Genomic DNA, 18,274 nt, shown 5'->3' on the forward strand with positions numbered 1-18,274 from the left:
TGATTACTCTCCTTTTGTGCTCTCTAAAAATGTTACTGCACGATGTAAACTATCTTCAAGTTCTGCCTTTACACGTTGCATTTGCTCCATTTTTTCGTCTAACGTTTGCACTTGTTTTTCAAGCATATCTTTAATTTCTTGAATCACTTCACGATCACGAGGGTTCTCGCTATTTCTTCTTTTCTCCATTCTTTCTTTTAGTGATAAGAAATGCTGCATTTCTTGAAGTGTGATTCCTAGCACTTCTTTCGCTTCTACAATTCTTTTAATTCTGGCAATATCCTCATCCGTATACAGACGAATATTCCCCTCACTACGTTCTGGGGGATGAATTAAACCAATTTCCTCATAATAACGAAGTGTACGTTTTGTTAAACCGACTTGCTTTGTTACTTCATCAATTTTATACATGTTTATTCCTCCCTTCACTTGATTATTACATTTTACGTTAACGTTAACTTTTCTGCAACTGTTAGACTTTTGTAAATGTTTGTCATATTCAATTGTATTTTCCCTAAAGCAGTTTCATAATGAAAGAAAAGAGATAATAAGGAGAATTTCACATGAGTAAACCACTTATTTTCGCTCACCGCGGAGTAAAAGGTACACATCCCGAAAATACGATGATTGCCTTCCAAGAAGCAGAACGCATTGGCGCTCACGGAATTGAACTCGATGTCCACTTATCAAAAGATGGTGAACTTGTCGTAATTCACGATGAAACCGTCGATCGTACAACAAATGGCGTTGGACTTATTTCGGAAAAAACGGTAGAGGAATTACAATCATTGGACGCTGGTAGCTATAAAGACCCTTCTTTCCATGAAGCAAAAATCCCAACGTTGCGTGAGGTTTTCATTTGGCTTTCCACAACGAACTTACAACTAAATATTGAATTAAAGACAGATGTTATTCATTACCCAAATATTGAGGAAAAAGCTGTTGCACTTGTGCGCGAATATCATCTTTCTAATCAAATTGTATTTTCATCATTTAACCATGACTCTGTTTCATTATTAGCAGAAATTGCTCCTGAAATCCCAAGAGCAATTTTATATGATACACCGATTGCTGATCCAATTGCCGAAGCAAAACAGAGAAAAGCAAGTGGATTACATCCAAACTTCCAGCTATTAACGAAAGAATTTGTGCAATTAGCACAAGAGCAAGGATATGTTTTCCGTCCATATACAATTAACGAATACAAAGATTTACAAACTATGATTGATTATGGTGTAGATGTCATCATTACCGATTGGCCAGCACGTGCCTTTGAGCTCCTTTCTTAATGGAAGGAGCTTTTTATTTTCGAAATTTCATTGTTTAAAATAAATGAAAACCCTCAATACTAATACAATAACGCTTGTATTAATGAGGGGCTGAAAAAAGATGGATCAGACTATGAATCCAAAACTTAAAAAATATAAACGTCTTTTCTTCACCGCAATGTTTTCTTGCGTCCTTTTCTTCGTTTTTTCTTTTTTTGTTATTATTATAGTCGCAAAAATTATGGGACCTCCTCCTGTTGCGGTCCCACAAACAAGCGTCTTTTACGCAAACGATGATACTGTTATTGGACAAAGTAATGAAATTCAAAAACGTTACAATGTATCTCTCAATGAAATTTCTCCTTATGTAAAAGAGGCGACACTATCTATCGAAGACCAACGATTCTACAAACATCACGGCTTCGATGTGAAACGGATTGCAGGTGCAATTGTTGCTGATTTAAAAGCGATGGCAAAGGTACAAGGAGCTAGTACAATTACACAACAATACGCGCGTAATCTGTATTTAGATCATGATAAAACGTGGAAACGGAAATTATTAGAGGCAATGTACACTGTCCGCCTTGAAGTAAACTATAATAAAAATCATATTTTAGAAGGATATTTAAATACAATTTATTACGGACATGGCGCTTATGGAATCGAAGCTGCGTCCCGTCTATATTTCGATAAAACAGCAAAAGATTTAACATTAGCAGAAGCTAGTATGCTCGCAGGTATCCCGAAAGGGCCAAGTGTCTATTCTCCCTTTTTGAAAGAGGATCGTGCTAAAGGACGACAAGCTCTCATATTAGATGAAATGGTCGAACAAGGATATATTACGAAGCAACAAGCAGCCTTAGCGAAGAAAGAGCCACTAACTTTTGCCTCATTAGATACGAAAAAAGTAGCAGAGGTCGCACCATATTTCCAAGATGCTGTACAAGCTTCGCTTCTTCGTGATGTTGGATTAGACGAACAAGCTTTACAACGGGGTGGCTTGCGAATTTATACAACGCTAGACCCTAAACTACAAGCTGTAGCAGAGCAAGCTGTAAAAGATCATATACCTGACACAACAAACATACAAACTGCTCTCGTCTCTATGAATCCAACGACAGGTGAAGTGGCTGCTCTTGTTGGCGGAACTGATTATACTACGAGTCAATTTAACAGGGCTACACAAGCCGTTCGTCAGCCTGGTTCTACATTTAAGCCATTTCTATATTATGCAGCATTAGAACGAGGATTCACGCCTGCTACGCGCTTAAAAAGCGAATATACTGTATTTACTTTAGGTGACGGCGTTTCAAAGTATAAACCAAAAAACTATAAAGATTATTATGCAGATGATTTTGTAACGATGGCACAAGCTCTCGCAGTCTCTGATAACATATATGCTGTAAAAACGAATTTATTTTTAGGAGATGACGCACTCGCAAAAACAGCAAAACAATTTGGAATTACAAGTGCATTAAAAGATGTGCCTTCTCTAGCTCTCGGCACATCACCCGTAAAACCAATTGAAATGGTTAACGCTTATAGCATGTTCGCAAACGGTGGAAAAGAAGTAAAACCTACTTTCATTCGCCGCATTATGGATCATGAAGGAAATATATTATACGATGCTCATTTAGAGAGTAAACAAGTTCTCGACAAGAGCAAAGCGTTTGTAATGGAAGAAATGATGACCGGTATGTTTAATAAGAAACTAAGCAGTTATGCTGCTGTAACTGGCCAATCGATGTTATCAAAATTATCAAGAACATATGCCGGAAAATCTGGTTCTACTGAAACGGATAGTTGGATGATCGGATTTACTCCGCAAATCGTAACAGGTGTATGGGTCGGATATGATCAACCCAAATCTATTTCAAACGTAGCAGAACAAGGATATGCGAAGAAAATATGGACTGATACGATGGAGAAAGGCTTAGATGGACAGCCCAAAAAAGAATTTAAACAACCAGGTGACGTCGTAGCGGTTAGTATCAACCCAGAGAACGGTAAAATTGCTACAAAAAATTGTCCTATTTCTGTGAAAATGTATTTCGCTAAAGGTACCGAACCGACTGAATATTGTATGGATCACGTCGATGATAAAGAAGAATTTGAAAAAACGACTGAAGAAAAGAAAAAAACAAGTTGGTGGAAAAAATATCTTCCTTGGTAAAAAAAATAGCTGACGGGCATCCGTCAGCTATTTTTTATTCACTTAATAATGCACGACGCAATTCTTCACTAGATTCGTTCCAAATCGCTTCATTATGTTCTTTCAAGAACGTACCAAGTACTTTTTTAGATGATTCATCCATATGGTCAACCATAATGTGACGCTTCATTGATTTATCCATTTTGTTTACGTGTTCTGGAAGTGATTTATATCCGCGACGAATTTCACGGTCTACTGTCATTTCACAAGCTGTTACACCTGCGTAATAAGCACCAGTTGCAGTTCTTTCAATCGTTACCCAAACAAGCCAAAATGGTTTTCCGTTTGGAACTTCATCTTTATTTGTTAAAAACTTAATACCTTTTTCTACTGTACTACGCGCATGCATCGCACCGATATCAACGAATGCGGTTTTCTCTAGTACATCAACAAATACAGGTGAAATGTTTTCTAGGCTTAATGCCCCAACACCAAATCCACCATGTCCATCTGTTGAATCATTTTTCACGATATTAAAACCGATTTTTTTCTTTTTCTCTGTCATATGTAAAATCCTCCTCACTTAAAAATTATAAAAGGCCAAAAATAGGCGCAATGATACTTTGTAAAAACATTAATACATGCGGAATAACTACCTGGAAAATAGGTTGAATTGTGTAATTACTAAGCGGTGTAATAACGAGAATTAATAACGCAATCGCTCCATATTTTTCATACTGTGTCATTTTCGCGCGAATATTTGCTGGTGCTAAATCTTCCACTACACGATACCCATCAAGTGGCGGGATCGGTAATAAATTAAATACAAGTAAAACAATATTTAACATAATAAAGAGCTCAAAAAACTTTCCTAATGTTTCAGCTACTGCAACTGGAACTGCATCTAACACTCCAAATACTGCTAAGCTATACAAAATAATTAAACCAATTGCACTTAAAATTAAGTTACTAATCGGCCCTGCAATTGAAACTAATATGCCTGCAAGACGCGGTCTTTTAAAGTTATATGGGTTAACAGGAACCGGTCTTGCCCAACCGAATCCAAGAATTAATACTGCAATCAAACCGATAGGGTCTAAATGAGCCATCGGTGATAACGTTAAACGCCCTTGTCTCTTTGCTGTATCGTCCCCAAATTTATATGCAACATATGCATGTGCAAATTCATGAACGGATAATGCAATAATAATCGCCATTGCTACCAACGGAATTTCGTGCAATGGATATCTAAATAACTGATCCATACTTCATCTCCTCTTCCATATGTCAAAAAAAGAAATTATTTGTTTTTTCGATTGTTCTTCCCCATAATCCGCTATAATAAGAGTGTAACTTACATAAAAGGAGCGATTGTACATGCCATACGTAACAGTGAAAATGCTAGAAGGACGCACAGAAGAACAAAAGAAAGCTCTTGCTGAGAAAGTAACAGCAGCAGTAAGCGAAACAACTGGTGCTCCTGAAGAAAACATCGTTGTTTTCATCGAAGAAATGTCTAAGAATCATTATGCAGTTGGCGGAAAACGCTTAAGCGACAAATAATTTCAAGTTTTTCATAAGAAGCAGCCACTAGCTGCTTCTTATTTCTTTCCTTCTAACAACTCAATAATTCTCTCTTTATATTTTCCTTTTCTTCCATCTTCATAGATTAAATCATGTGGATAGAATAGCTTTTGGTCCGTTCTTTTCTTACCTGTAATCGCCTCAACAATATCCGATTCACGTGAAAGCTCTCTAAGCTCTCCGTTTGGCATAAGAAGTAGGATTGGCAAACGCTCTTCTTCTTCTCCTGCACGATAAAAGTCATACGGTAAGTCTGATGTTGAATCAACTACTAAATAATACTCCGGATCAAGTCCAATCTTTTTAAATAAACTACTTAATTCCATCCAATTATCTAAACCATGTTTATCTGTAAACTCTACATATTTAAATAGATTTCGATTCATAAAACGGCGGCATAGATCGCTTAAAATTGGATCTTCTTCTTCCTGCCATACTTGGAAGTAGTAATACATAACGTTCTCGTCTAACTTTAAATAATCCTCTACTGTTACTTCTTCTTCAAATAAAGAATAGAAATGAACAGGATGATTTTTAAATGTATAATACTTCTCGTGCAATGATTTAGCACGGTGTAAAATCTTCGTTAAAATAACTTCTGCACTTCGCGTTACCGGATGGAAATATACTTGCCAATACATTTGATAACGACTCATAATGTAATGCTCAACAGCATGCATACCACTATTTTTAATGACTACTTGATCCCCATACGGGCGCATTACACGCAGTATACGTTCCATATCGAAGTTTCCATACTTTACGCCTGTAAAATAAGCATCTCTTAATAAATAATCCATACGATCCGCATCAATTTGGCTCGAAATCATACTAATTGCTAATTTATTAGTAGACGTTTTTGCAATTACATCTGCTACCTTTTGTGGAAACTCCTTATCAACACGACTTAATACATCATTAATCTCCGTATTGCCAACAATAATCTTTTGCGTAAATTTCTCATGATCTAATGAAAATACTTTTTCAAACGAGTGAGAAAATGGGCCGTGACCGACATCATGAAGTAATGCCGCACATAAACATAACAATCTATCTTCAGCATTCCAATTTGGTCTGCCATCAAACACATCATCAATCATACGACGAATAATTTCGTATACACCTAACGAATGAGTAAAGCGACTATGCTCTGCACCGTGAAATGTAAAAAATGTCGTTCCAAGCTGCTTAATACGGCGCAAGCGTTGAAATTCTTTCGTTCCGATTAAATCCCAAATAACACGATCACGCACGTGCACATATTTATGTACTGGGTCTTTAAACACTTTTGTTTCGCTGAGTTTGTCGTTTAAATATACCACTTTCCGACATCCCCCTTTCTTTACTACATTCTTACTTTATATTATAAACGAAATGAGAAACAGAAAGAAATGAAAGACTGTATTAATTACCTTTATAAAAAGAAAAAATCACCTTTACCGAAGTAAAAGTGATTTCCTTTATACATTATTTACCTAAAACGAATTCAGCAACTTCGTCTAAGATCATATCTTTCCCTAGTGGGAAGTAACCTTTGTTTAAGTCTTCATTTTTAATTGTAAATACGTGGTTGTTTTTAACAGCGTTCATGTTTTTCCAAATTGATTCTTCTTGGAATTCTTTTAAGCGCTGAGAACCGTCACCAGTTGTAAATACGAATAAGTAATCTGGGTTGTAATCGATTAAAGCTTCTTTTTGTACTTGTACTAGTGGTTTATCAGTTGGTGTACCTTTAACTGCTGGTAGTTTTAAATCATTAAAGATTACGCTACCGTAACCGTAGTCACCGTATACGCGGAAAGCATTTGGATACGCAGCCATTTTCATGAATGTTGCTTCACCAGTTTTAGCGACGATTTTGTCATGTAATTTGCTTGCTTTTTCATCATACTTTTTGAACCATTCTTTTGTTTCTTTTTCTTTACCGAAGATTTGACCTACTTCTTCGAATTTTGGACGCCATTGATCTAATGGAGTGTTTAACATAACTGTTGGTGCAATTTTAGATAATTGATCATAAATCTTTTCTTGACGATTATTTACAAGAATTAAATCTGGTTTTGCAGCAGCTACTGCTTCGATGTTAATTTTATCGCCCCAAGCAGAACCAACTGGTTTAACGTCTTTTAGTTTCTTTTCAATATGTGCATCAATTTTTTCTTGAGATGTATTAGCAGTAATAACCGGTTTCATACCGAAAATTAATAATTCTTCTGTTGAACCACTAAGGTCAGCAATTTTCTTTGGGTTTGCAGGAATTTTAATTTCCCCTTTTGCATGTTTTACAGTGCGCTCTTCAGTCTTTGCATCTGCTTTCTTTTCTTCTTCTTTGTTAGAACAAGCAGCAAATAGTACAGAAGTCACAACTAATACCATTGCTAATAGTGCCATTTTAAAATTCTTCATGTTCCCACTCCTTCTAGCTGTATTTATCTTATAAGTTGCAATGAACTATAAGAAACGAAGATAACAATTAATCAATATATTTTTATTAATTGTTGTTAATACCCCATTCTAACGGGCGTTCAACTTCCCATTCTTATATAAGAAGCTCAACGTCCATTAGAAGTCCCCCCTCTTCACGAGGGGGTTCTACTTATGCTTTTTTACGCAATTGATTACTAATCATCGCTAAATCATATGTTAAGCAAATTGGCTTACAGTTTACTGGACATGGAACGATTTGAGCTTCAATCTCAAATACGTTACGAAGTGTTTCACTTGTCATAACTTCATCTGGCGTTCCTTGTTTCATTAACTTACCTGCTTTTAATGCAATCATATGATCTGAGAAACGAGAAGCGTGGTTTAAGTCATGGATAACCATAACAATCGTTCTACCTTCTTCTTCATTTAACTTTTTCAATAAGTTTAATACTTCTAATTGATGAGCCATATCTAAGTACGTTGTTGGTTCATCCAATACAAGTAATTCTGTTCCTTGTGCAAGAGCCATTGCAATCCAAACACGTTGACGTTGACCACCAGATAGCGCTTCTGCTGGACGATTCGCAAATTCTTTCATTCCTGTCACTTCAAGTGCCCAGTTAATGTAGCGATAATCCTCTTCTTTCAACGTGCCAAACCCTTTTTGATGAGGGAATCTTCCGTATGACACAAGCTCAAATACAGTAAGACCCGTTGGTACTTCTGCAGTTTGTGGTAAAATCGCCATTTTCTTTGCAATTTCTTTCGTTGGCTGTTTCTCAATTGCTTTTCCGTCAAGATAAACAGTACCTTGTTTTGCCTTCAAAATACGAGACGCCGTTTTTAATAATGTGGACTTCCCACAACCATTTGGCCCAATAATTGTTGTAATTTTCCCTTCCGGAATTTCAACTGTTAATCCATCAATAATTAAACCTTCATTATAGCCAACAGATACCGCATCAACCGCTAAAGTTGCCATACGAAAAGCCTCCCTTTATTTTGTCCTCATAAGTAAATAAATGAAATACGGGGCACCAATTACAGAAATAACAAGACCGACTGGTATTTCTGAAGTTGTTAGTACACTTCTTGAAATTACGTCTGCGAATAAAAGTAAAAACGTTCCTATTAGCGCAGCTGTGGGCAACATGATTTGATGTTTGCCACCAACAAGGCGCCTTGCTAAATGCGGGGCCATTAAACCGATAAAGCCAATTCCACCGGCAACAGCAACAGATGCACCCGCTAAACAAACTGCAATAAATAATAATTTACGTCTTTCTTTTTCTACATTTACACCAAGGCCAACTGCTGTAGAATCGCCTAGGTTCATTACATTTAATATGTGTGCTTTACTTATAGCAAGCGGTAAGAAAATAACCATCCATGGAAGTACACTTAATACGAATTTCCAATCTGTACCCCATAGACTTCCCGCCAGCCAAATCGTAGCAAAACGAAAATCGTTAGATGTCATCTTCATAGAGAAAATTAAACTAACAGCTCCAAATCCAGCTGCAACGGCAATACCGACTAGTATTAATCGAGTCGATGAAACGCCGTCTTTCCATGCTAATAAATAAATAATTACCGCTGCTAATATCGCTCCAACTAGTGCGAAAAATGGAAGAATGAATACAGATAAAAATGTACCAGTCCCTACTTTCCCGAAGAAGAAGTAGACGAATATAACAACTGTTAATCCCGCTCCAGCATTAATCCCTATAATACCTGGATCAGCAAGTGGATTTCGTGATAAACCTTGCAAAATCGCACCTGACATAGCTAAAGCAGATCCGACTAGTATAGCAATTACCATACGCGGCATACGGAATTCAAATAAAATAACAGACTGATCTTCAGCCCCTAGTCCAACCAATGACTTTAATACGTCCATTGGGGGTATTTTAAAAGTTCCTGTATTTAAACTAATAAGAAATATAGAAACGATTAGCCCTACTAAAATCGTTAATATAGAAATGTTCTTTTTTGTTAAGACACTCGTCCTCACATCTTTCCTCTCCCTTCATTACGTGCTAAGTAGAGGAAGAATGGAACCCCAATTAGCGCTGTAATTGCTCCAATTGGCGTTTCAAATGGCGGGTTAATAACGCGAGATAACATATCTGCACATTCAATTAACAGCCCACCTAAGACCGCAGAACATGGAATAACCCATCTATAGTCCGAGCCTACAAGGAAACGAGTCATATGCGGGATTACAAGACCAACAAACCCTACTGATCCTGCCATGGAAACTGCGGAACCCGTTAAAACAAGAACAAGTACTGTTCCGATAAATTTAATTAATGTCGTATTTTGACCAAGTCCAATTGCAATTTCTTCACCGAAGCTCAAAATTGTAATATATCTCGACATCATAATTGCGATAAAAAGACAAACAAGGCCAATTGGCACTAACATATTAATACTTTGCCATTTCACTCCAGCAACTCCGCCTGCATTCCACATGCTCACCTCTTGGGCAAGATTAAAATACAATGCGATTCCAGATGAAATTGCCCCTAATAAAGCACTAATAGCTGCACCTGCTAAAGCTAATTTCACAGGTGTTAATCCACCTGGTGAAGAAGACCCAATTCCATATACAATGCTTGCACCAAACGCAGCTCCAATAAAAGATGCGATAACAAACATTAAATAAGGTGAATTAGGGAAAAATGCATACATAATTGCAATTCCAAATACAGCCCCATCTGTAATTCCCATTAACGATGGTGAAGCAAGTGGATTTCGCGTCATGCCTTGCATAATTGCTCCTGATACCGCTAAAAAGGCACCTGCAACTACGCCCCCTATTGCTCTAGGCATGCGAAGCTCTTGAATTACGTTATGATGTGTAATAGATCCATCAAACTGAAATACAGCTTGCCATACAGTCTTTAAACTAATATCTGCAGCCCCAAAAGAAATAGAAACTGCCATGCTTAAAGCTAACAAAACTGTACCCGCTACTAAAATAATAGAAGCGATGAGCGGTCTGCTCTTAATCTCTTTAACATTCTCTTCTTGCTGTTCTATACTGCTTGCGCTCGCTTCCATCCCTCAACCATCCTAACCAACAACATATATTTATTAAAATGAAATTTATTCTCAAATAGTAATAAAAAAATTAGGTGAATTGTTATTTTCCTGATAATGATTCTCAGAATCAGACACTTCTATTCTACCTATCGCTTTAAAAGACTGTCAACCATTATTTTGAAATATAAATTTATATAAATTGGAACTTTAATACAAAAGTTATATCCATCCTTTAGAAAACGTTCGTCCACACAAGAGTACTTTCGCAGAATAAATCTTTCCTCTTATGGGCATAAAAAAAGAAGAGTAATCTTTTCACTCTTCTTTTTCTTACTTATTTAACTTTGCTTCAATTTTTACGATTAACTCATCTTCTGTTGGAGCCGCAACTGGACGGTTATTTACAAATGCGAATGATTTTTTACGACCAGGACCACAGTAAGACTGACATCCAACTTCAATCGTTGCACATGAATCTACTTTTTTTAACTTCGGAACTAACGTTTTAACGTTCGTTGCCTGACAGTCATCGCACACGCGAAATTCGTTTCCCATTATATAACACTTCCTCTATTTTAAACTTTTCTCAAGTACGTTTAAAAATAAACACTAAATGGTATTTTACCGCTCTTTGAAGCTCGTTGCAAGTTTCCCTACAAAGCCTATTCTCTACATAATGCTACATATTTATATGCTCTCCTACAGAAGCGCTCACCATTCATGGGAAAATTTTTACCTTTCATCGAAATCTACCATATTTTTAAAAGCTTTGTATAAAAGTTTATTTTTTTGCCCATTATAAAAATAGGAAGTTCATAAAAAGAAAGGGAGTTGAATCTATGAAAGTAAGACAAGATGCTTGGACAGATGAGGATGATTTATTACTTGCTGAAACGGTACTTCGTCATGTTCGAGAAGGAAGTACGCAATTAAATGCATTTGAGGAAGTAGGAGATCAGTTAAATCGTACATCTGCTGCTTGTGGTTTCCGCTGGAATGCTGTCGTTCGCTATAGCTATGAACAAGCTCTTCAACTAGCAAAAAAACATCGTAAAGATAAAATGCGTGCTGCAAGCGGTGAACAAGCGAAAAAACGTTTACTTTATACACCACCAGCTTCAGATTCGATAACTGATTATGAAGAATTAGCACAAGAGGAATCAATCGTACAATATAAAGAAGCTATTCCATATCAAGAATCTACTGCTCCTGCTGCAAGAAGCTCTATGACAATGCAAGATGTTATTTATTTTTTACAAACAGTCGGATCTTCAAATATAAAAGTGACAGCTCTTGAAAACGAGAATACGAGATTGAAACAAGAAATTAAAGCACAAATCCTTCGGAGTGAGGAACTAGAAAAGAAACTAGAAAAGTTAGAAAAGCAATCTCATACTGTACAAGAAGATTACGAAACACTTATGAACATTATGAACCGAGCTCGTAAATTGGCAGTCATGGATGACGAAGAACGTTCTCAAACATCTTTCCGAATGGACCGAAACGGTAATTTAGAAAAAATTGCAGAATAAAAAGGATGCATGTAATGCATCCTTTTTATTATTTCACCTTTAAGCTCCCCCTTTATATGTGAGAAAACTCCATTCTTCATTTTTTGCTATAATAGAGATTGTCATTTTAAAGATAAGGGGTTAGTTATATGAGCAATTCCCGTTCCATTTTATCTCAGCCAGAGTGGCGCATTGTAGATCAGTCTAGTTTGGGACCAACATTCCATGCACTTCAGTCATTCGCAATGGATGACACATTATGCACAAGCATTGGAAATGGCAAGTCAGCCGCAACAATGCGTTCTTGGGTTCATCACAATACAATTGTCCTTGGCATTCAAGATTCACGCCTTCCGCATTTAGAAGAAGGTATTTCTTTTTTAAAACAACACAACTTCAATGTTATTGTTCGTAATTCTGGCGGGCTTGCAGTCGTGCTTGATGAAGGTGTTTTAAACGTATCACTTTTATTCCAAGAAACAGAAAAAGGTATCGATATTGATCTTGGATACGATACGATGTGGCATTTAATTAAGGAGATGTTAAAGGATTACAACGTTACTATCGAGGCAAAAGAAATTGTTGGCTCTTACTGTCCTGGTAGTTATGACTTAAGTATTCGCGATCAAAAATTCGCTGGTATTTCACAACGTCGTATTCGCGGTGGTGTCGCTGTCCAAATTTATCTCTGTGCTACCGGAAGTGGCTCTGAGCGTGCCGCACTCGTTCGTGATTTCTACAACCTAGCAATTCAAGGAAAAGAAACACGCTTTACGTACCCTGAAATTGTACCAAGTACGATGGCCTCACTCTCAGAATTACTTGGCGAAACCATTACAGTACAAGATTTAATGATGCGTCTTTTAAAAACATTGCAGCAATTCGCTCCAAAGTTAACACCATCTCAATTAACAATAGATGAGATTCCTTTATATGAGACGAATTTACAACGTATTATTGATCGTAATAATAAAGCACTTAGCTTAGAAAAATAAAAATGACCACCCTAAGGGTGGTCATTTTCCATACTAATTCATTTTAGAATTAAAGTGCTTGAGCTGCTGTAATTAAAGCTAACTTGTACACTTCTTCTTCGTTACATCCACGAGATAGGTCATTTACAGGCATGTTTAAACCTTGTAAGATTGGTCCTACTGCTTCGAAGTTACCTAAACGTTGAGCGATTTTGTAGCCGATATTACCAGCTTCTAAGCTTGGGAATACGAATACGTTAGCATCACCTTTAATTGTAGAACCTGGAGCTTTTTTCTCAGCTACAGATGGTACGAATGCAGCATCGAATTGGAATTCTCCATCTAAAGTTAACTCAGGAGCCATTTCTTTTGCAATGCGAGTTGCTTCTACAACTTTTTCTGTTTCTGGAGATTTCGCAGAACCTTTTGTAGAGAAGCTTAACATAGCAACGCGTGGATCAATGCCGAATAACTCAGCAGTTTTCGCACTTTCGATACCGATTTCAGCTAAATCTTGGCTGTTTGGTGCAATGTTAATTGCGCAATCAGCGAATACATATTTCTCTTCTTCACGTACCATGATGAATACGCCAGAAGTTTTTGTAACGCCTGGTTTTGTTTTAATAATTTGAAGTGCCGGACGAACTGTATCAGCTGTAGAGTGAGCTGCACCACTTACTAAACCGTGTGCTTTGCCCATGTATACAAGCATTGTACCGAAGTAGTTTTCGTCTTTAAGGATTTTGCGAGCGTCTTCTTCAGTTGCTTTACCTTTACGGCGTTCAACGAAAGATGCTACCATTGCATCCATTTCTTCGTATGTAGCTGGGTCGTAAATATCAACGCCTGCTAATGTTAAATTCATGCTAGCAGCTTTTGCGCTAATTTCTTCCTTATTACCAACTAAGATTGGTTTTACTAACTCTTCTTTTGCTAAACGCTCTGCAGCGCCTAAAATTCTTTCATCAGTTCCTTCAGGAAGTACGATAGAAATGCCTTTTCCTTGAACTTTTTCTTTTACTGTTGTAAATAAGTTGCTCACGAATAAACCCTCCTACATATGTTAAAAAACTCTATCTTTAAGAATACTGCTTTTCTTCTATATTTTAAACTTATAGCTCCCAAAAAATAGATAAAATAAAAATGATTATATTTTCATAAAATTCAGCCGTTAAATTCACCTCGCTTAAACACTTAAATGTGACAATTTTATGCGCCAAGGTTTTATATAGATGATTTTAAAACTATATATGCTATAGTTAACGTGTAAAACTATCATTAACTGAGGTGAATAGAATGAGTGAAGCAACAACAACGTTAGATGGCTGGTATTGTTTACATGATTTACGTTCTATTGATTGGGCTGCATGGAAAACATTATCTAGCGACGAACGCGGACAAGCAGTGTCTGAATTTTTAAATGTCGTTGAAAAATGGAACGAAGTAGCTACTGCGAAAAAAGGTAGTCACGCAATGTATACAGTTGTTGGTCAAAAAGCTGATATTATGCTTATGATTTTACGTCCAACAATGGAAGAGTTAAATGAAATTGAGACAGAATTGAATAAAACAACATTAGCTGAATATATGGTTCCTGCATATTCTTACGTATCTGTTGTTGAACTAAGCAACTACCTTCCAGCTGATGAGGATCCATATCAAAATCCACAAATTTTAGCTCGCTTATATCCTGAATTACCGAAAGCAAATCATATTTGCTTCTATCCAATGGATAAGCGTCGCCAAGGTGATGACAACTGGTACATGCTTCCTATGGAAGAGCGTAAAAAAATGATGTACAGTCATAGTAAGATTGGTCGCCAATACGCAGGGAAAGTACGCCAAGTTATTTCAGGATCTGTTGGATTCGATGATTTCGAGTGGGGCGTAACATTATTCGCTGACGATGTTCTTCAATTTAAGAAACTTATATATGAAATGCGATTTGATGAAGTAAGTGCTCGTTATGGTGAATTCGGAACATTCTTCGTTGGAAACATCTTACCAGACGAAAAAGTAGAGGAATTTTTACACATATAATATTGAAAAAGGGACGAAATTCGTTCCTTTTTTTATTTCCCTCTATATTTCTTCTCAAAAAACTCCTTTTTCCCGCAAATTCGAACAAAAACCGACAAATTCCTTACAAAATTGTAACTTTTCTATATCCAAATTCATGCTAAAATGGTACGAGCTATATGCTAATAACGATGCGAAGGTGATAATTTATATGAAGAAAATCTTGTCTATTTTACTAGCGCTTCTATTGTCAATTTCTTCCTTAGGAGTAACAACATCCCATGCGGAAGAAAAAATACGAATAGAAGCTGCTGCTGCACTTCTATTTGATGCAGATACAGGGAAAATACTGCATGAACAAAACCCAGACGAACTGCTAGCTATTGCTAGTATGTCAAAATTAATTGTTGTTTACGCTGTTTTAGAAGCAATTAAAGAAGGGAAAATTACTTGGGATACGAAAGTAAATATTTCCGATTACGCTTATGAAGTCTCACGTAATAATGAATTCTCTAACGTACCATTTGAGAAAGGACGTCAATATACTGTAAAAGAATTATATCATTCTATTGTTATCTTCTCTGCAAACGGGTCTAGTATTGCTTTAGCAGAGCTACTTGCAGGAAGTGAGAAAAACTTCTTAAATCTTGCAAATGAACATGCAAAAAAACTAGGGTTAAAGAAATATAAATTTGTAAACGCTACTGGTTTAAATAACGCTGACTTAAAAGGGAAACATCCCGAGGGTACTGATCCAAATGCAGAAAACTCTATGTCAGCTCGCGATATGGGTATACTTTCAAAAGTAATGATTACAAAGTATCCAGAAATGCTAGAGGATACAAAACAAAGATTTAGAAACTTCCCAGACAATCATCCAAAACCAATTCGTATGGAAAACTGGAACTGGATGTTACCAGGAGCTGCCTTCGCTTATGAAGGTACTGATGGTTTAAAAACAGGAAGTTCTGATACAGCTGGATATGGATTTACTATTACTGCGAAACGCGGTGATTTACGTCTTATCTCGGTTATTATTAAAACGAAATCAATGGACGAGCGCTTCACAGAATCTCGTGAATTAATCGAATATGGATTTAATAACTTTGAAAAACAAAAGCTCAAGGTTGATAAAAATAACACAATCTCTGTAGTAAAAGGGAAAGAAGATCAAGTAACGGTTGCACCTGAAAAAGAAATAACAGTAATTGCGAAAAAAGGTAGCAAAGATCCTTATAAAATTGGGACTGAATTAGATAAATCTCTTGCTGAAGATGGACATTTAGTTGCTCCTGTTAAGAAAGATGCTAAAGTAGGCTCAATTACTTTAGCATCAACTGATAAATATGGTTTCTTAGACGGTAGTAAAAGTATGAAAGTTACTGCAAAAACAACAGAGGAAGTTGAAAAAGCAAATTGGTTTGTGCTAACAATGCGCTCTATTGGAGATTTCTTCTCAAACTTATGGTCTAAAGTATTTTAATGATGAAAAGCTAGCTCACGCTAGCTTTTTTTATTTTCCTCTCTCAATGTAAAACTTCGTTTGGTTGTCATATCTGAGTCCTTTTTCTCATACGTATGAACTAGTAATTGTTCCACACTTCATCTAGAAATAAACCTCTTTCCAAAAGGTATTACAAAAAGAGAGGTGACACATAATGGGTGTTATTGCTTATAACGAAGCAGATGTAAAGTTGTTAGCTAGACTGATGCGTGCTGAAGCCGAAGGAGAAGGGCAACAAGGAATGTTAATGGTCGGAAACGTTGGGGTAAATCGTGTCCGCGGAAATTGTTTAGACTTTAAAAGTATTCGTAATTTACGTCAAATGGTGTATCAAAATCCTGGTGGTTTTGAGGCAACACAAAAAGGATATTTTTATCAAAGAGCCCGTGAACAAGATATCGCCTTAGCAAGGCGAACTATTCAAGGACAACGTTTTTGGCCCGCTAACTTTGCCTTATGGTTCTTTAGACCTGAAGGTCCTTGTCCACCAACTTGGTATAACCAACAAAACTCTGGTCGCTTCAAAAAGCACTGCTTCTTCCAACCATCTGGTGAAGACTGTCCTAGCGTATATTAAGAGATGAAAATGAGGAGGGATTTTTGAATGGCACAGCAACAAAATCCGTACTATGGAACAGGTTTTTATCAACCATCTGGAACTTATGTCCAACCACAACAAATGACTCAACAACAACAGCAAGCAATGCAACAACAAACAGCTCAAGCTGCGCAAGCTCAATATGCAATTTCTCAAGGCATGTTACCTCTAGAGCAATCCTATATTGAAAATATCCTTCGTTTAAACAAAGGTAAGCAAGCTACAGTTGTAATGACTTATGAACGTGGCAGTTCCCTTGGTACACAATCTTATACAGGTATTATTGAAGCAGCTGGCCGTGACCATATCGTTATTAGTGAACCGCAATCAGGAAAACGCTATTTACTATTAATGATCTACTTAGATTACGTAGAATTTCCAGAAGAAATTACGTATTTACCTAGTCAACAAGCAACTTATACTCCAAGACCATAAAAAAAGCTGGCAAATGCCAGCTTTTGTTTTTTATAATCCTTTTACAACTGCAGTCCCTACTAGAATCCACGCCACAATAAACGCTACACCACCAAGAGGTGTAATTGGACCAAAGAACTTAATGCCTGTCGTACTTAATGCATACAAACTACCTGAGAACATAATAATCCCAGCTACCATTAGCCAACCAGCAGTAGTTAAAAGTGATGATTGAACCTTATCCATCAATAAAGCAACTACGAATAATCCACCTGCATGAAACATCTGATATGTAACGCCTGTTTTCCAAACTTCTAACATTTTCGCAGAAATTTTATTTTCTAAACCGTGTGCTCCAAAGGCCCCTAACGCAACAGATAGCCCCGCTGCAATACAACCTAGTAAAAAGAAAATTTTCATCTTAATTCCCCTTTTTTACCTTTATCATAAGCAATTTTTTCATATAAGCCAAACGATTTAATTCTTAAAAATCAAATAAAGAATTACCATTTGCACCTTCTTCTTTTATATACACAGGTTCTCCAGAAACTGGTATAACTGGTTGAACTGTTGTTATAGGCTGTGATCCAATTACTTGCGATTGAATTTGCGGCTCCCTATACGTAGAAGATTCAACCTGTTCATCTAATAGTAAATCGCATAAAGCACGCACAACTAATAAATGTTCTTTTGACTTTTGTCCTTCGCTACTTTTTGCCTTCGCAATTTCATTCGCCATTTTATTTAAAATCTTGTCACTAGATATTTGCATTCC

General features: G+C 36.7%; 21 protein-coding genes. 9 read left to right on the forward strand and 12 right to left on the reverse strand.

Annotated elements, in window-relative coordinates:
• Positions 1 to 3: 3 nt before the first annotated feature.
• The gene (locus tag N2V79_RS26370) at positions 4 to 411 is read right to left on the reverse strand and encodes a MerR family transcriptional regulator (RefSeq protein WP_048656345.1); all 408 of its coding nucleotides are present in this window, start codon (positions 409 to 411) and stop codon (positions 4 to 6) included.
• Positions 412 to 563: 152 nt separating this feature from the next.
• Between N2V79_RS26370 and N2V79_RS26375 the strand changes: the two genes are divergently transcribed.
• Both N2V79_RS26375 and N2V79_RS26380 read left to right on the forward strand, forming a co-directional pair.
• The gene (locus N2V79_RS26375) at positions 564 to 1,289 is read left to right on the forward strand and encodes a glycerophosphodiester phosphodiesterase (RefSeq protein ID WP_048656344.1); all 726 of its coding nucleotides are present in this window, start codon (positions 564 to 566) and stop codon (positions 1,287 to 1,289) included.
• 100 nt (positions 1,290 to 1,389) lie between these two features.
• Complete coding sequence (locus N2V79_RS26380) at positions 1,390 to 3,441, forward strand: transglycosylase domain-containing protein (RefSeq protein ID WP_088022134.1); 2,052 nt, start codon at positions 1,390 to 1,392, stop codon at positions 3,439 to 3,441.
• 34 nt (positions 3,442 to 3,475) lie between these two features.
• Here N2V79_RS26380 and N2V79_RS26385 read toward each other — a convergent pair whose 3' ends face one another.
• Complete coding sequence (locus tag N2V79_RS26385; RefSeq protein ID WP_000136683.1) at positions 3,476 to 3,985, reverse strand: YwhD family protein; 510 nt, start codon at positions 3,983 to 3,985, stop codon at positions 3,476 to 3,478.
• Between the two features lie 25 nt (positions 3,986 to 4,010).
• Positions 4,011 to 4,685: a site-2 protease family protein gene (locus tag N2V79_RS26390; RefSeq protein ID WP_000372443.1), complete on the reverse strand. Its 675-nt coding sequence runs from the start codon at positions 4,683 to 4,685 to the stop codon at positions 4,011 to 4,013.
• 112 nt (positions 4,686 to 4,797) lie between these two features.
• Between N2V79_RS26390 and N2V79_RS26395 the strand changes: the two genes are divergently transcribed.
• Complete coding sequence (locus N2V79_RS26395) at positions 4,798 to 4,983, forward strand: 2-hydroxymuconate tautomerase (protein ID WP_001147171.1); 186 nt, start codon at positions 4,798 to 4,800, stop codon at positions 4,981 to 4,983.
• 38 nt (positions 4,984 to 5,021) lie between these two features.
• On the opposite strand, the gene N2V79_RS26400 is transcribed toward N2V79_RS26395, so the two are convergent.
• From N2V79_RS26400 to N2V79_RS26425, 6 genes are all read right to left on the reverse strand, one after another.
• Positions 5,022 to 6,326 (reverse strand): HD domain-containing protein, encoded by a 1,305-nt coding sequence (locus N2V79_RS26400; protein WP_000262741.1) that lies wholly within the window; start codon positions 6,324 to 6,326, stop codon positions 5,022 to 5,024.
• Positions 6,327 to 6,471: 145 nt separating this feature from the next.
• Positions 6,472 to 7,410 (reverse strand): ABC transporter substrate-binding protein, encoded by a 939-nt coding sequence (locus N2V79_RS26405; RefSeq protein ID WP_000787724.1) that lies wholly within the window; start codon positions 7,408 to 7,410, stop codon positions 6,472 to 6,474.
• A gap of 190 nt (positions 7,411 to 7,600) precedes the next feature.
• Positions 7,601 to 8,413, reverse strand: coding sequence for an ABC transporter ATP-binding protein (locus tag N2V79_RS26410; protein ID WP_000212068.1), 813 nt, complete (start codon positions 8,411 to 8,413; stop codon positions 7,601 to 7,603).
• A gap of 15 nt (positions 8,414 to 8,428) precedes the next feature.
• A complete protein-coding gene (locus tag N2V79_RS26415; protein ID WP_001260757.1) occupies positions 8,429 to 9,445 on the reverse strand; it encodes a FecCD family ABC transporter permease in 1,017 nt (338 codons plus the stop codon).
• The gene (locus N2V79_RS26420; protein WP_000388296.1) at positions 9,442 to 10,497 is read right to left on the reverse strand and encodes a FecCD family ABC transporter permease; all 1,056 of its coding nucleotides are present in this window, start codon (positions 10,495 to 10,497) and stop codon (positions 9,442 to 9,444) included. Before N2V79_RS26420 ends, N2V79_RS26415 begins: the two co-directional genes overlap by 4 nt.
• Positions 10,498 to 10,809: 312 nt before the next feature.
• Positions 10,810 to 11,034 (reverse strand): DUF1450 domain-containing protein, encoded by a 225-nt coding sequence (locus N2V79_RS26425; RefSeq protein WP_000526079.1) that lies wholly within the window; start codon positions 11,032 to 11,034, stop codon positions 10,810 to 10,812.
• 284 nt (positions 11,035 to 11,318) lie between these two features.
• On the opposite strand from N2V79_RS26425, the gene N2V79_RS26430 reads away from it, so the two are divergent.
• Both N2V79_RS26430 and N2V79_RS26435 read left to right on the forward strand, forming a co-directional pair.
• Complete coding sequence (locus N2V79_RS26430) at positions 11,319 to 12,011, forward strand: RsfA family transcriptional regulator (RefSeq protein ID WP_075718667.1); 693 nt, start codon at positions 11,319 to 11,321, stop codon at positions 12,009 to 12,011.
• A gap of 128 nt (positions 12,012 to 12,139) precedes the next feature.
• Positions 12,140 to 12,985, forward strand: a complete 846-nt coding sequence (locus N2V79_RS26435; protein WP_340720323.1) for a lipoate--protein ligase family protein — start codon at positions 12,140 to 12,142, stop codon at positions 12,983 to 12,985.
• Between the two features lie 49 nt (positions 12,986 to 13,034).
• Here N2V79_RS26435 and pta read toward each other — a convergent pair whose 3' ends face one another.
• Positions 13,035 to 14,006, reverse strand: coding sequence for a phosphate acetyltransferase (pta, locus tag N2V79_RS26440; RefSeq protein WP_000067215.1), 972 nt, complete (start codon positions 14,004 to 14,006; stop codon positions 13,035 to 13,037).
• A 254-nt stretch (positions 14,007 to 14,260) separates the two neighbouring features.
• On the opposite strand from pta, the gene hemQ reads away from it, so the two are divergent.
• The 4 genes from hemQ to gerQ all read left to right on the forward strand — a co-directional run bounded on the left by hemQ (position 14,261) and on the right by gerQ (position 17,520).
• Positions 14,261 to 15,004 (forward strand): hydrogen peroxide-dependent heme synthase, encoded by a 744-nt coding sequence (gene hemQ, locus N2V79_RS26445; protein ID WP_153592386.1) that lies wholly within the window; start codon positions 14,261 to 14,263, stop codon positions 15,002 to 15,004.
• Between the two features lie 190 nt (positions 15,005 to 15,194).
• Positions 15,195 to 16,466 (forward strand): serine hydrolase, encoded by a 1,272-nt coding sequence (locus N2V79_RS26450; protein WP_088024742.1) that lies wholly within the window; start codon positions 15,195 to 15,197, stop codon positions 16,464 to 16,466.
• A 175-nt stretch (positions 16,467 to 16,641) separates the two neighbouring features.
• Positions 16,642 to 17,064 carry a cell wall hydrolase CwlJ gene (cwlJ, locus tag N2V79_RS26455; protein WP_000538155.1) on the forward strand — a complete coding sequence of 141 codons (423 nt, stop codon included), beginning with the start codon at positions 16,642 to 16,644 and terminating at the stop codon, positions 17,062 to 17,064.
• A 27-nt stretch (positions 17,065 to 17,091) separates the two neighbouring features.
• The gene (gene gerQ, locus N2V79_RS26460; RefSeq protein ID WP_000068652.1) at positions 17,092 to 17,520 is read left to right on the forward strand and encodes a spore coat protein GerQ; all 429 of its coding nucleotides are present in this window, start codon (positions 17,092 to 17,094) and stop codon (positions 17,518 to 17,520) included.
• 30 nt (positions 17,521 to 17,550) lie between these two features.
• Here the strand turns inward: gerQ and N2V79_RS26465 are convergent, their stop codons facing one another.
• Both N2V79_RS26465 and N2V79_RS26470 read right to left on the reverse strand, forming a co-directional pair.
• A complete protein-coding gene (locus N2V79_RS26465; protein WP_000688315.1) occupies positions 17,551 to 17,919 on the reverse strand; it encodes a DUF423 domain-containing protein in 369 nt (122 codons plus the stop codon).
• A 64-nt stretch (positions 17,920 to 17,983) separates the two neighbouring features.
• Positions 17,984 to 18,271, reverse strand: coding sequence for a YwdI family protein (locus N2V79_RS26470; RefSeq protein WP_001167346.1), 288 nt, complete (start codon positions 18,269 to 18,271; stop codon positions 17,984 to 17,986).
• Positions 18,272 to 18,274 lie beyond the last annotated feature (3 nt).

This window comes from Bacillus sp. CH_70, assembly GCF_038007045.1.
In the GTDB taxonomy this organism is placed as follows: Bacteria; Bacillota; Bacilli; order Bacillales; family Bacillaceae_G; genus Bacillus_A; species Bacillus_A cereus.